The following is a 13,859-nucleotide window of genomic DNA, read 5'->3' as shown; positions in this document are numbered from 1 at the left end:
CTATAGTCATTTTTTAGACAAGAAATGTAGATTTTCAAAATTTACTCCAATTATTGCTTAGATTGCAACACTCCCTTTAAATACTTAAATTAACTGTAGTCTTAGGCGTTAAATAATCAAATTTATTTTTCTTTGCAAAAAAAATCTATGTAGTAAAATGACTTTAACATCGTCTTATTTTAAGAATGTGATTTTTAAAATTGATTAGTTAAAGAATAAAAATAAGTGGTGGGTTGTACAGGATTCGAACCTGTGACCAATTGGTTAAAAGCCAACTGCTCTACCGACTGAGCTAACAACCCGAGGAATGTTGATTATTATACTTATCCTATTTGCTGTGTCAACACTTTTCGCTGTTTTTTTCGATTTAATTCTAAAATTTCAATAGGGTGCTTAATTGTATGTCCTTCAATACGCTTAACCTGACATCTACAAGAGAATCCTGTCGCTATAGAGTTTCTAATTCCAGCTTGTTTTATTTTGTCTTTCCAACTTAAACTATAGATCTGTTTTGAGTCATCTATATGCTTAGTTTCATGACCAAAACTACCAGACATACCGCAACATCCAACGTTAGCTATTTTTGTATTTATACCAAAGTATTCAAGGATTTTTTGCCAATCACTAGTTGCTGTTGTAGAAAGTGATTTTTCTGTACAGTGATTAAATAGGTTAAATTCATTATCTATCATACTATTCATTTTTGGTAGATATTCTAGTTTTTTGACTAACCACTCTTGGAGCATTTTTACTTTAAACCTTACTTGATCTCCACAAATTTTACGATATTCATCGCGATATACTAAAGTCATAGCTGGATCAATGCCTATCATATCAACTTTAGTTCTAGCTATTTCATTATAAAGTTTAGTTGCTTTTAGAGCCTGTTTTTTAAAGTATTTTAGGAAACCTTTAACATGAGAGGGTTTACCATTTATTTTAAATGGAGCAAAATAAACTTTAAATCCTATAGCTGTTAAAAAATCATATAAAGTTAGTACTATATGAGTATCATATAAGGATGTGAAAATATCTTGTATAATGCAGACAGTTTTCTTTCTTTGCTCTATTGTTAGGTTTTCTAGTTCTTTGATGTTAAATTCAGGAGCTTTTCTTTGTTTTAGTTCAGCTCTTAGATTTAGAGAACTTATTAGGGGGGCATCGGCGAATCCGATAGTGTTTGCTAAGCCTGCTCTAACAAATTGAGTATTAAAAATATCATTAAAGATCTTCGGCATATATAAGTTTATTTTTAAGATAGATTCACTATGTTTGACAAAGTAATCTAAAGAAGGACGTTTGTATCTAGAGTGATAATTTGCTAGAAATTGTGATTTCATAGTAGGAATATCGACTTTTATAGGGCAACCTGTAATACAAGCTTTACAGCCTAAGCATTTGTCTAGAGAGTCATAAACTTGATGTGAGAAATCATGAATAGTATTCTCAGCTCTTTCATAGCCAAAACTATCTTCTTTATCAATAGTAGAGTAACCTTTTGCTGCTAATTGATTTAGCCATTCACGTAAAATAGCAGATCTTCCTTTTGGTGAGTATAACCAATTTCTACTTGCTTTAGCAGATGGGCAGATAACAGTATCTAAATTATAACTTAAACATTGAGAATTACCGTTACAATTATAAGCACCAGAGAATTGTTGGCGCATTTGTTTTGGTACTTGCTGATCTAAGTATCCTCTAAAAGGACCGTCAACTTTTACTAACTGATCTTTACTACCGTTTGGTACAGTTATTTTACCTGGGTTTAGTTGATTATGAGGATCAAAGGCTTTTTTAATATGGCCTAAAGATTCATAAAGCTCCTCACCAAAATAGTCTTTCAAATACTCGCTTCTATGACCATGGCCATGCTCAGCACATAAAATACCACCATACTTTCTGACAAGTTCACTAACTTTCTTTGTAATTTCAGCAACTTTTTTATAATCTTCTGGAGAGCTCATGTCTAAAGCGGGGCGTACATGAAGACAACCAACATCAACATGACCAAACATACCATATTTGACATTATAAGAGTCTAGGAGTTTTGTTAGTTCAACTATATAATCTGCTAGTCTTTCAGGGGCAACTGCGGTATCTTCGATAAATGGTATTGGTTTACGATCACCTTTCATAGCTCCAAGTAGCCCGACTCCTTTTTTGCGAAGCTCCCATAAACTATCCATCTCAGTAGGACTTTCTGTTAGGTGAAATATTGCTTGTTTGTCTAGTAGAGCTCTTTCTAATTTTGCAGTTTTAGTATCTAGCTCATGTTGAGAGTCAGCAATAAACTCAACAAGGTTGACAGCAGCAAGGTTTATCGAAGAGTCTTTTTCAATTAGATGTTTTATTTTATGATAAACTTCATCTCCTTTTGCTATTTCAACAATATTATTATCTACAGTTTCTATAGCAGAAGGGTTTGATGGTAGTAAGTCTCTAGCAGCCTTTAAAGCCTTGTTGAAGCTATCATAAGAAATGCTAAAGAGTGCTTTATATTTTGGCTTTTTTGTAAGCTTAAGAGTCATTTCTTTAACAAAAGCAAGAGTTCCTTCTGATCCAGAAACTAAATAACTAAGATTAATAGTATTATCTTTTTTATTATATGTTTTAGTTAAATTATAGCCTGTTAGAAATTTACTTAATTTAGGAAGCTTTTCTTCAATTAAGGAATATTTATCTATGATTTGCTCAACCACAGTTGAATAGATGTTTTTCTCAACCTCATTTAGGTTATTTTCCTCTAGATCAGTTAATTTTATCTTTTTTGTCGTAAGTTTTTGTCCATTAACTAGCGTACATCCTAGCTCTAAAACATGTTGGCTAGTGCGACCATATATTCTTGAACCTTTACCACAAGCATCTGTATTTACCATTCCACCTAAGGTAGCTCTATTACTTGGTGATAAATTAGGGGCAAAAAAATATTCAGTATCTGCTAGAGCATCATTTAGTTGATCTAGGACAACACCTGGCTCTACTCTGACAAATTCTTTTTCAATATTTATTTCTAAAATATTATTCATATAACGGCTTGAATCAACTATGACTCCTGAGCATAATGAATGCCCTGATGTGCCTGTACCTCCACCTCGAGGTGAGAATTTTATCTCTTGATATTCTTTTTTGCTGGCTAGAGCAAAGATCCTATTAACATCGCTTTTATTTTTTGGGAAAACCACTAACTCTGGAACAATAAAGTATATACTGTTGTCCATTGAGGTTGATATTCTTGACGCATAATCAGAATGAATATCTCCCTCAAATTTCATTCTCCTTAACTCTTCAGAAAATGTATCTATTAAAACATTTAGAGTATTTGTTTGATCAAGAGTTGGTAACTTATCTTTTTTTATAGATTCTTTCATAAAAGCCGACATAAATTATAATAGGAGACTACTAATGATTATATAAGAAAATTCTAAGTACATAAATAATAAAGTTTCAAAGCAAAAGTTGAAAAAGTTACTAAATTGAATTTACGGCATTTGTTAGTTATCATAAAACGATAATAAATTGTTAAAAAAAATGAATAAGGTGTAAAAACTTTTATTATGATTGAACAAATTGTTCGTACGTTAAAGAATTCTTTTGGTAATATAATCGAGTGGTATGATTTTTCTCTATATGGCTATTTTGCAACTATAATTGCAGCTCAATTTTTTCCTAAAACCAATGCTTGGGTCGCTTTAATTGCAACTTTTGGAGCATTTGCTGCAGGTTTTATCGCAAGGCCAATTGGCTCAGTAATATTTGGTAGGGTTGGAGATAAACTAGGTCGTCATTATGCTATGAATATAGCAATTGTATTTATGGCAATACCAACAGTTATTATGGCTTTTCTACCGGGTTATAACAGTATTGGTATTTGGGCTCCAATATTATTAGTTTTAGTCAGAGTGTTACAAGGCTTGTCTGCTGGAGGTCAATTTGGAAACCTAATGACTTTGACAGCAGAAGAGCAGGCATTTACTGGATTTAATTTAGCCGTGGCATATTCAGCATCGGTTGTTGGGTTTCTTCTAGCATCTGGGCTTAGCTATGTAGCAATTCATTTCTTGCCAGAATCATGGCAGTATTATGCTTGGCGTATACCTTTTGCATTAGGGTTCTTTTTACTCTTAATTCACTTCTTTATTAAGGAAGATGAAAAGGTAGACAATACTGAAAACAACTTTAAAGTTGAACCTATTCGCGATTTGCTTAAGCATTATCCATGGCGTTTGACATTAATTATCTGCTTATCAACAACTGCAATGGTACTTTACTATCTAGATATAACATATATGGTGACATATATGGAAACAGAGCTTCATCTTGATCTTTCTACTGCGCTAGCTATAAATACTGTCAGTATAGCAATCATGTGTATTGTTATGCCTTTAGCAGGATATTTATCAGATATTTTAGGGCGTAAGAAAACACATATTGCTGGGTATGTGATATTGTTGGTATTGTGTGTGCCTATGGTTATGTTTATGCAGTTCAAAAACATAGCATTAATAACTTGTATGGTTATAGCGATGGCTGCATTGACATCTATAATACAGGCGGTATCAACACCATATTATACTGAAATCTTCCCGCCAAGAGTTCGAGCTACAGGTTGTTCAATTGGTTTTGGTTTTGGAGCATCTTTATCAGGTTTTGCTCCAATGATAGCAACTATTGTTATGGGATGGCTATCTCCAACTGTAGGTTTATGCTTACTTTTGTTAGTCGTTGCAGTCATAGGATTAGTTATAGCTATTATAATTCCTAATCAGCAAGTTGAAGTAAGAAGATTAAACAGTATTGAAGAGGTTTTAGCAAGCTAACCTGTTATCTATCAATTTTAAACTTAAGTAGAGCGTGCTACTTTAGTTTTCTATCTAATATTAATATTATAAAGAAAATAGTTAAAACTTTCGTATCAACGCAGACAAATTTTAAATATAAAGTTATAATTAGCTCTGAATTGAAAAAATGATTTCAGAAGTTAAAACTTTTTGAGGATAATTATGAAACAAACTACTCTATTAGTAATTCTTGATGGTTGGGGCTATAGCGAGAGTGATTACTTTAATGCTATTAAAAATGCAAATACTCCAACTTGGGACAATATCTGGCAAGAATTTCCAAAAACTCTTATTAATGCATCTAGTTTATCAGTAGGTCTTCCTAGAGGTCAGATGGGTAATTCTGAGGTAGGACATGTAAACATAGGTTCTGGTAGAGTCGTTTATCAAGAGCTTACAAAAATTGATAAAGCTATCGAAGAGAAAACTTTTGGTGAGAATAAAGCTATTTGTGATGCTATAGAAAATGTTAAGCAAAATGATTCAAGTTTACACTTGATGGGGTTACTTTCTCCTGGAGGAGTTCATTCTCATGAAGAGCATATTTTTGAGATGATAAAAATTGCTAAACAAAAAGGTGTTAAGAGAGTTTATCTACATGCATTCTTGGATGGTCGAGATACTCCTCCTAGATCAGCAGAAGAATCAATTAAAAAGGTAGACAAATTATTACAAGATCTAAACCTAGGCTATATAGCGAGTGTTTCAGGAAGATACTATGCTATGGATAGAGATAACCGTTGGGATAGAGTAGAGAAAGCTTATAATGCTATAGCAAATGCTAAAGCTGAGTTTATTTATAGTAATGCTTTAGAAGCATTAGAACAATCATACGCTCGTGATCAATCTGATGAGTTTGTAATACCTACTTGTATCAAAAAATATGACAAGTTAGTTAGTGTTCAAGACAAAGATAGTGTTATCTTTATGAATTTCAGAGCTGATAGAGCTAGAGAGATTAGTCATGCATTTGTCGATAAAACTTTTGATAGTTTCTCAAGACCAAAGCATTTAGATATAAGCTTCACAACACTTACAGAGTATGACTCTAAACTTGGGTGTGCTGTAGCATTTCCGCCAGAGCAGCCAGTTAACACTCTTGGTGAAGTGTTAATGAAAAATCATAAAACACAATTAAGAATAGCAGAGACAGAGAAGTATCCTCATGTGACATTCTTTTTTAATGGTGGTAAAGAAGATACATTTGAAGGTGAAGATAGAATTTTGATCCCATCTCCAAAAGTAGCTACTTATGATTTACAACCAGAGATGTCAGCTCCAGAAGTTACTGATAAGTTAGTTGAAGCTATAAAAAGTGGAAAATATGACTGTATAATGTGTAACTATGCTAACTCTGATATGGTTGGACACACAGGAAATTATGAAGCTGCTATGCGTGCGATAGAGTATCTTGATCAGTGTTTAGCTAGATTAAAGGATGTAATACTTGAGCATAATGGTAATATGTTTATTACAGCTGATCATGGTAATGCAGATATGATGCTAAATCCAGAGACACAAAAACCACATACAGCCCATACAACAAATCTTGTACCGTTTGTGTATGTTGGTCATAAAGAAGCTGAAGTTGCTATAAAAGATGGTAAGCTTTCTGATATTGCACCGACTATACTTAACGTAATGGGAATATCTCAGCCTAAGGAAATGACAGGCAAAACTATTTTTAAATTTGAAAAATAAGGATTTTATAAAAAATGCTTGATGCAAAATATATCAAAGATAATCTACAAGAAGTAGCTGAAAGGCTTGCAACAAGAGGCTATAAGTTTGATATCTCAGAATTTGAGGCAAAGGAAGCAAAGAGAAAATTATTGCAAGAAAAAACCCAAGAACTTCAAGCTAATAGAAATACTATTTCAAAAGAAATTGGTAAAAGAAAATCTAAGGGTGAAGATGCTAGTGATATTTTTGCAAAAGTTAATGAGATAAATGAAGAGCTTAAAGTAGTTGAAAAAGATCTAAAAGTTTTACTTGAAGATATTAATGATACTTTATTGGGCATGCCAAACATTCCTGCTAGTGATGTTCCTGTTGGTAAAGATGAAAATGAAAATGTCGAAGTAAGGAAATGGGGAGTACCTCGAGAGTTCCACCCAGAAGCTCAAGCAAAGGATCATGCTGATATTGGTGAAATGCTTAAGATGATTGATTTCAAAGCAGGGGCAAAGATCACAGGTAGCCGCTTTGTAGTTTTGAAAAGTAGGATAGCTAAATTACATCGTGCCTTGGCTCAGTTTATGCTTGATATGCATACAGAAAAACATGGCTATGAAGAAGTATATGTACCATATATGGTTAACAATGATAGTTTGTATGGTACTGGTCAGCTACCAAAATTCTCAGAAGATCTTTTTAAACTAGAAGGTGATTTTGAGTATAGTTTGATACCTACAGCTGAGGTGCCTGTTACAAATTTGGTTAGAGATGAGATATTAGATACAGAATCTTTACCTAGGTATTATACCGCCCATACTCCTTGTTTTAGGAGTGAAGCTGGTTCTTATGGTAGAGATACTAAAGGGATGATTCGTCAGCATCAATTTGAAAAAGTTGAATTAGTGCATATTACAACTCCAGAAAAAGGTGAAGAGTCTTTAGAACTTTTGACTTCACATGCAGAGAAAGTTCTACAAAAATTAGATTTACCTTATAGAGTAATGAAGTTATGTACAGGTGATATGGGCTTTAGTGCTAAGAAAACTTATGACTTAGAAGTTTGGTTACCATCACAAAATACTTATAGAGAAATTTCTTCATGCAGCTGGTGTGGTGATTTCCAAGCTCGTAGAATGAAAGCTAGATATAAAGACCCATCAATGAAAAAGCCAAAATTGGTTCATACTTTAAATGGCTCTGGTTTAGCAGTTGGTAGAACATTGTTGGCTGTTATAGAAAATTATCAGCAAGAAGATGGTTCTATTATGGTTCCTGAAGCTCTTATAAGGTATATGGGTGGTGTTTCTGTTATTAAATAGTCTCTATGAATATCGATCAGCTTAGAAAGCTTGAAGAATCTCTTTGGTTAGAAGAAACTAGGGTTGATAAATCAGATATGAATAGTATTTTAGCTGATGACTTTTTTGAATATGGACCATCAGGGAAGATTTATTCTAGGCAAGGAATAGTATCTCAGCCTTATCAAAAGATTAGTGCTATACTTCCTCTCAATAATTTTCAGATCCGCAAGCTAGCCAATGATGTTTATCAAGTTACTTATGTTAGTTAGCTTCAGCTTGAAGAGAATAAGCTAGAAGCTAATAGAAGCTCGATCTGACTATATTCTAATGGTGATTGGAAGCTAAAACTTCATCAGGGAACTCCTATAGAAGGTTAAATTTACCTGAGTTCGATATAATGATCAAAATAAAATACACTTCTGCTAAAAAATATTTTAGAGATGGAAGTAGAAACTATTTTTTGTTTTATTGATGATTTTTGTAAAGGGTTTGTTCCATTTTATAAAGGTAAATTATTACCCAAAAGAAAGCGTAATAGAAAAAGTGTTATGTCTCTTAGTGAAGTTCTGACAATTTTGATAATGTTCCATCAAAGCCATTATAGGGATTTTAAAAGCTTTTATCTTTTTCATATCTGTAAACATATGAAGAAAGAGTTTCCTAAGACTGTTAGCTACAATAGATTTGTAGAGCCTCAAAAGTCTGCTCTGCTACCACTATGTTACCTATCTCAACTGTTTAAAGGTGAGAAGACAGGCATATAATTTGTTGATTCGACACCAATTGAAGTCTGCCATATTAAAAGGGTAAATAGAAATAAGACATTTAAAAACTTAGCTTTAAAATCAAAATCTACAATGGGATATTTTTATGGCTTTAAGTTACATCTTGTCATTAATGATAAGGGTGAGATAATGGCATTTAAGCTAACTGATTCAAAAACTGATGATAGAACATGTGTCGATGATTTGACACAAGGGTTAACTGGTAAAATAGTTGGAGATAAAGGATATATCAAAAAAGCGTTATCTGAATCTTTATTTAAGAGAGGATTAAAGCTTATTACTAGGCTTAGAAAAAATATGAAAGCTAAACTCATGCTACTACATGATAAGCTCTTGTTAAGAAAAAGAGGGATTGTAGAGACTGTTAATGATCAACTTAAAAACATTTTCCAGATTGAGTATACTCGTCATAGATCGAAATATAATTTCTTAGTTAATATTTTCTGTGGTATTATTGCTTATAGATTTCAACCTAAAAAACCAAAGCTAAATTTTTCGAAAAATGACAAGATATCATTAGAAATTATGGCTTAAGTTATATCGAGCTCAGGTTGTGTATAAGTATTAGTTAATTGATAAAACTTAAACTTTAAGTAAATAAGTTTTAGGGAGCCGCTATGAACCAACAACTTTATATAGAGAAGTTGACTACACCGAAATTAGCTATAGAATCTATAGATAATGGAGCTAAAATTTTCATCGCTATGGCAAGCGGTCAGCCTCCAGCTCTAATAGAAGAGCTTGGTAAAGTTATACAAAATGAGACTCTTGTTGAAGCTAAAATTTATTATAAACTATCTATGGCTCCAATTGGAGAACATCTTTTGAAAAAAGAAGTTGCTGAGAGATGTCACTTAAATACATTTTTTATGACAAAGTATGATAGAGATGCAATAAAAAATGGAATAAATGATAAAAAGGTATCGCTTCGATATATTCCATATCATTTTAGTGAGCTACCTAGCGTTGCCACAGAAGATATTAAGATCGATACAATAATAGTCGCTGTATCACCTATGGATAAGCATGGATATTTCTCATTTGCATTAAATAATGACTTAACATCAACAGTTGCTAGAAAATGTAAAAAAGTAATTGTAGAAGTGAATCCTAACCTTCCTAGAGTTCATGGTGAATCTAATATACATATTAGTGAAGTCGATATTGTGGTCGAAAATAAGGCTCCTCTTTTATTAGTACCTAGAGGAAAAATCACAGAAAAGCAGAGAGTTATTGGGCATAAGGTTGCTAGTTTAATAGAGGATAATTCTACAATTCAGCTTGGTATTGGAGGTATCTCAGATGCCGTTTGTGAAGGATTGGAGCATCACAAGTGTTTAGGGATACATACTGAGCTTTTAAGTCCAGCTCTTATGGATTTAGTAAAGAAAGGAGTTGCTACTGGTACAAAAAAACTCTACATAAAGGAAAAGCTGTATTTACTATAGCAATGGGAGATGCTTCATTCTGTAAAAATTTAGATGATAATCCAACTTTTGCAAGCTATCCAGCTTCTTATATTAATGATCCTTATATCATTGGTAAAAATGATAATTTTGTCTCCGTGAATTCTGCTATTGAAGTTGATTTTTTTGGTGATATTAATGCTGAGTTTTTATCAGATGAAGAGTTTAGTGGGACTGGAGGCCATGCTGATTTTGTTAGAGGTAGTTTTTTATCAAAAAGAGGTAAATCAATTATTGCTATGACATCTACAACAAATAGTGGGATATCCAAAATTGTACCTAAAGTAAGTAGAGCTACTACTACAAGAATGGATGCTGATTATATAGTTACAGAGTATGGAATAGAAAGGTTACGAGGTAAAAGTTTAACGGAAAGAACTCACGCTGTAATAAGAATAGCTCATCCTGACCATAGAGACGAGTTACGAAAAATTGCGAAATCTCAAAAACTAATCTAAAAAGGTATTTTATGGATAAGATTTTAGTAGTTCATCACTTAAGTAAAATTACAGAGATTATTTTAAACAATCCTAATAAAAGGAATGCTTTTGATAAGGAAATGTCAAGAGAAGTTATAAAAGCAATTACAGAAGCTGAGAAAAAAAACCAGAGAGTAATTATCATTAAGGGCAATATAGCTCATGGTATTTTTTCGGCAGGACATGATCTTAATGAGTTAACATCTGTTAGTGATATTAATAATGATCCAATGTTTGAAATGTTTGATGCTGTGTTTAATTGTGGTATTCCTATAATAGCACAAGTAGAAGGTGATGTTTATGCAGGAGCGCTACATTTACTAATGGTTTGTGATATGGTGTATGCTCTTGATGATGTAAGTGTAGTTATAACAGCTAATAAAATGGGAGTACCATTTGAGTTGAGGGACTATCAAAAGTGGCTAAGTATAATGGGAGCTCATAAAGTTAAAGAACTATTTTTTACAGCTGACAAAATAACTGCTCGAGACGCTTATAATACTGGTATATTTAATAGTATCTATATGACTAAGTCAGATTTGGCAAGTAAAATTAATGAAGTATGTAAAAGTATCATAGATTGTAATAAAGCTGGAATAACAAATAGTAAGAAACAGCTTAATTCTATAGTTTCTAATATAACACTAAAAAAACCTAAGATTGATGAAATTGATAAGGATAGGAAAAATATTTTAGCAAGCGATGAATTTAAAATAAGAGTAAAAAACCTGATATCTAAAGTACATAAAAAATACTAATTTTTGAATACCTTCTTCAGAAGAATGAGCTTAAATTTTTCTGTAAAAAGTGGTAGTATTATCTCATAATATTAATTAGGAGTTAGAAGTATAATGTACTTAGCAGGTATAGAAGCAGGTGGCACAAAATTTTTCACAACTATTGGAGATATTGATGGTAATGTTATAGAGCGTCATCGTACAGATACAACTACTCCTGAACAAACTATGACTGAAGTCTTAGAGGTTTTGAAAGGATATCAAAGTGAGTATGATATACATGCTGTAGGTGTTGGATGTTTTGGGCCTATTGATATCAATACTAAATCTGAAACTTATGGTTATATTACAAATACTCCAAAAATTGCTTGGCAAAACTTTGATATAGTTAGTGCTATTAAATCTGTTTATTCAGGACCAGTAGGATTTAATACTGATGTTAATGCAGCAGCTATTTGCGAGCATGTGTGGGGCTGTGCTAAAGATTTAGATAATCTTTTATATTTAACAGTTGGTACAGGAGTTGGAGGTGGTATTATATGCAACAATCAATTAGTACAGGGAGCCATGCATCCAGAGATTGGACATCAAGTCATTCCCCAAAATCCTAATGATGAATATGCAGGATGTTGTCCATTTCACGGCAATTGTGTTGAAGGTTTAGCATCTGGTACAGCAATAAATAAAAGATGGCAAGTTAGCTCTGCAGCTAAGCTTGTAGATGATCATATAGCTTGGAAATTTGAGGCAGAATATTTAGCAAAGGCATTAGTAAACTATATATATGCGTTTTCCCCTGAGAAAATAATTTTAGGTGGGGGCGTTATGCATAAGACTATTCTTTTTGATATGGTGCGTGAAAAAGTAGCTCAATATTTAAATGGTTATCTTGATTACCCCGCCTTAAAAGATATGGCAAGTTTTATTGTTCCTGCATCATTTGGCGATAATACAGGAGTTAAGGGTTCGCTAGCACTAGCATTAGAAACATTTAATAATTCTAAATAAAAATTACTCTTATATTATCTTATTTTTGCTGTTAAAATCTTGGTAAATTAAATTTTGTTTAAGAAACTTTGTTAAAGAAAATACTTTCTAATCACATATTATCAAAATCACTACAAACAATGGTAGTGCAAGCTTTAGGGCAAGCTTGTGCATTTATTACAGCTATATTATTAGCTCGTCATTTAAATATTAGTGATTATGGTTATTATATTTTTGGTGTTACTGTTGCTACTATATTAGCTGTTATAGCTACGATGGGAGCAGGAGGAATATTAGCTAGAACTTGGGGTAAGTCTGATTTAGATGGTTATGAAAGAAACAAAGAGACATTTCTAGTACATAATTGGTATTTTAAGAGAGGTTTTGGATTTATTGTTCTTATAATAGTTATTATTGTTTTTTACAATCACCGTGAGAGTAATGATAATTATGTAGAAAATTTTGCACTTTTATTTGTTATTCCATTCTTTATGGCAAATATATTCCAATCTTTTTTTGTAGCGCAAAGGGTCGTGGTACTAGCTAATCTATTGCAACTTGGGTTGAGAATGATTATGTTGTTTCTAACCTTATTTTTTATGTTTTTCTATATACCAGATACAGCAATGTTAGTTGGATGTATGATGATTTTTATGACAGTCTATATAACTACAGTATGGCTTTTACAAACATCAAAATATTCTTTTAAAAGCCTAAAGCCAACAGGAAGTAACTTGTCTTTTGCTTTTATGCAATGGGGACTTTTATTATTATCACAAGTAGATATAGTCATTCTTAAGGGCTTATCTATACCAGCGAATGTTGCGTTATATGGGGTAGCATTACAGCTAGGAGCTCTTGTTAGTTTTGTTTTAAATGCAGTGAACTCTAATGTTTTATCACAAATTGCAGATGATTATAAAAACTGCTCTAGAGAAGAGTTTCAGATAAAAATAACATCGTATACACGAATTATATTTATCTTGTCTATATTTGCCATAGTTGGGCTTATAATATGTGGCTATCCAATCACTTTACTTTATGGAAAAGAGTATGTGATTTCATATTTCATATTTTGTATTTTAATGGTTGGCCAGATTGTTAATGTTATTTCCGGGTGTGTTGCAACTATTCTTAATATGGCAGGGTTTGAAAAAACAACTTGCTTTGCTTTTTATATAGCACTGATAATAAATATTATATTTGGAATTATTTTTACTATTTATGGTGGTGTTTATGGGCTAGCAGTGGCATCTAGTATATCTATGATATATTGGAATATGCATCTTCTTTATAAAGTGATTACTAAAATAGGTGTTAATCCAACAGTTTTTATATTTAAGAAAGTCTAGCCAACCGGATTGCTAGTATCTTGGGCAGCATTATTCAATTTTTTTGAAATGTCATCTACAGCTGAGTTGACTTTATCTTTTGCTTTAGCCACACTTTCATTTTTAGTATTAGATATCAAAATTACAGAACCCACCAATAACAATAAAATAATGAGAGGAATATTTAGGCTCTGTGCACAAAAATAAATTTTCATCGAAGCCAAATAAAAGTACAAGCTAATTTAATCATTCCTAGAT

At 32.3% G+C, this 13,859-nt stretch carries 11 protein-coding genes, 1 tRNA gene and 1 pseudogene; 10 read left to right on the top strand and 3 right to left on the bottom strand.

What is annotated here, in order from left to right; genetic code table 11:
• Window positions 1–226: 226 nt before the first annotated feature.
• Together AB8E56_RS09440 and AB8E56_RS09435 are read right to left on the bottom strand one after the other, a co-directional pair.
• Window positions 227–302 (bottom strand) — tRNA-Lys (locus tag AB8E56_RS09440).
• A gap of 21 nt (window positions 303–323) precedes the next feature.
• Entirely contained in the window at window positions 324–3,356 is a 3,033-nt protein-coding gene (locus AB8E56_RS09435) for an FAD-binding and (Fe-S)-binding domain-containing protein (RefSeq protein WP_329480434.1), read from the bottom strand.
• Window positions 3,357–3,554: 198 nt separating this feature from the next.
• Between AB8E56_RS09435 and AB8E56_RS09430 the strand changes: the two genes are divergently transcribed.
• The 10 genes and pseudogenes from AB8E56_RS09430 to AB8E56_RS09385 all read left to right on the top strand — a co-directional run bounded on the left by AB8E56_RS09430 (window position 3,555) and on the right by AB8E56_RS09385 (window position 13,622).
• Window positions 3,555–4,817 carry an MFS transporter gene (locus AB8E56_RS09430; RefSeq protein WP_329480432.1) on the top strand — a complete coding sequence of 421 codons (1,263 nt, stop codon included), beginning with the start codon at window positions 3,555–3,557 and terminating at the stop codon, window positions 4,815–4,817.
• 183 nt (window positions 4,818–5,000) lie between these two features.
• Window positions 5,001–6,539 carry a 2,3-bisphosphoglycerate-independent phosphoglycerate mutase gene (gpmI, locus tag AB8E56_RS09425; protein ID WP_329480430.1) on the top strand — a complete coding sequence of 513 codons (1,539 nt, stop codon included), beginning with the start codon at window positions 5,001–5,003 and terminating at the stop codon, window positions 6,537–6,539.
• Between the two features lie 14 nt (window positions 6,540–6,553).
• A complete protein-coding gene (serS, locus tag AB8E56_RS09420) occupies window positions 6,554–7,834 on the top strand; it encodes a serine--tRNA ligase (protein WP_329480428.1) in 1,281 nt (426 codons plus the stop codon).
• A gap of 5 nt (window positions 7,835–7,839) precedes the next feature.
• On the top strand, window positions 7,840–8,085 hold the full coding sequence (locus AB8E56_RS09415) for a DUF4440 domain-containing protein (protein ID WP_329480426.1): 246 nt from the start codon (window positions 7,840–7,842) through the stop codon (window positions 8,083–8,085).
• A 171-nt stretch (window positions 8,086–8,256) separates the two neighbouring features.
• Window positions 8,257–9,135, top strand: a pseudogene (locus AB8E56_RS09410) (IS982 family transposase).
• Window positions 9,136–9,218: 83 nt separating this feature from the next.
• Window positions 9,219–10,049, top strand: a complete 831-nt coding sequence (locus tag AB8E56_RS09405) for a hypothetical protein (RefSeq protein ID WP_329480424.1) — start codon at window positions 9,219–9,221, stop codon at window positions 10,047–10,049.
• A 2-nt stretch (window positions 10,050–10,051) separates the two neighbouring features.
• Window positions 10,052–10,525: an acetyl-CoA hydrolase/transferase C-terminal domain-containing protein gene (locus AB8E56_RS09400; RefSeq protein WP_329480422.1), complete on the top strand. Its 474-nt coding sequence runs from the start codon at window positions 10,052–10,054 to the stop codon at window positions 10,523–10,525.
• 11 nt (window positions 10,526–10,536) lie between these two features.
• Window positions 10,537–11,304 carry an enoyl-CoA hydratase/isomerase family protein gene (locus AB8E56_RS09395; protein WP_329480420.1) on the top strand — a complete coding sequence of 256 codons (768 nt, stop codon included), beginning with the start codon at window positions 10,537–10,539 and terminating at the stop codon, window positions 11,302–11,304.
• A 93-nt stretch (window positions 11,305–11,397) separates the two neighbouring features.
• On the top strand, window positions 11,398–12,291 hold the full coding sequence (locus AB8E56_RS09390) for an ROK family protein (RefSeq protein ID WP_329480418.1): 894 nt from the start codon (window positions 11,398–11,400) through the stop codon (window positions 12,289–12,291).
• A gap of 68 nt (window positions 12,292–12,359) precedes the next feature.
• Window positions 12,360–13,622, top strand: a complete 1,263-nt coding sequence (locus AB8E56_RS09385) for an oligosaccharide flippase family protein (protein WP_329480416.1) — start codon at window positions 12,360–12,362, stop codon at window positions 13,620–13,622.
• On the opposite strand, the gene AB8E56_RS09380 is transcribed toward AB8E56_RS09385, so the two are convergent.
• Window positions 13,619–13,816: a hypothetical protein gene (locus AB8E56_RS09380; RefSeq protein WP_329480414.1), complete on the bottom strand. Its 198-nt coding sequence runs from the start codon at window positions 13,814–13,816 to the stop codon at window positions 13,619–13,621. The genes AB8E56_RS09385 and AB8E56_RS09380 overlap by 4 nt on opposite strands.
• Window positions 13,817–13,859 lie beyond the last annotated feature (43 nt).

This window comes from Francisella sp. 19X1-34 (assembly GCF_041102755.1).
GTDB lineage: Bacteria > Pseudomonadota > Gammaproteobacteria > Francisellales > Francisellaceae > Francisella.
The sequence above is the reverse complement of the archived record's forward strand: the minus strand, read 5'-3'. Positions and strand labels throughout refer to the sequence as shown.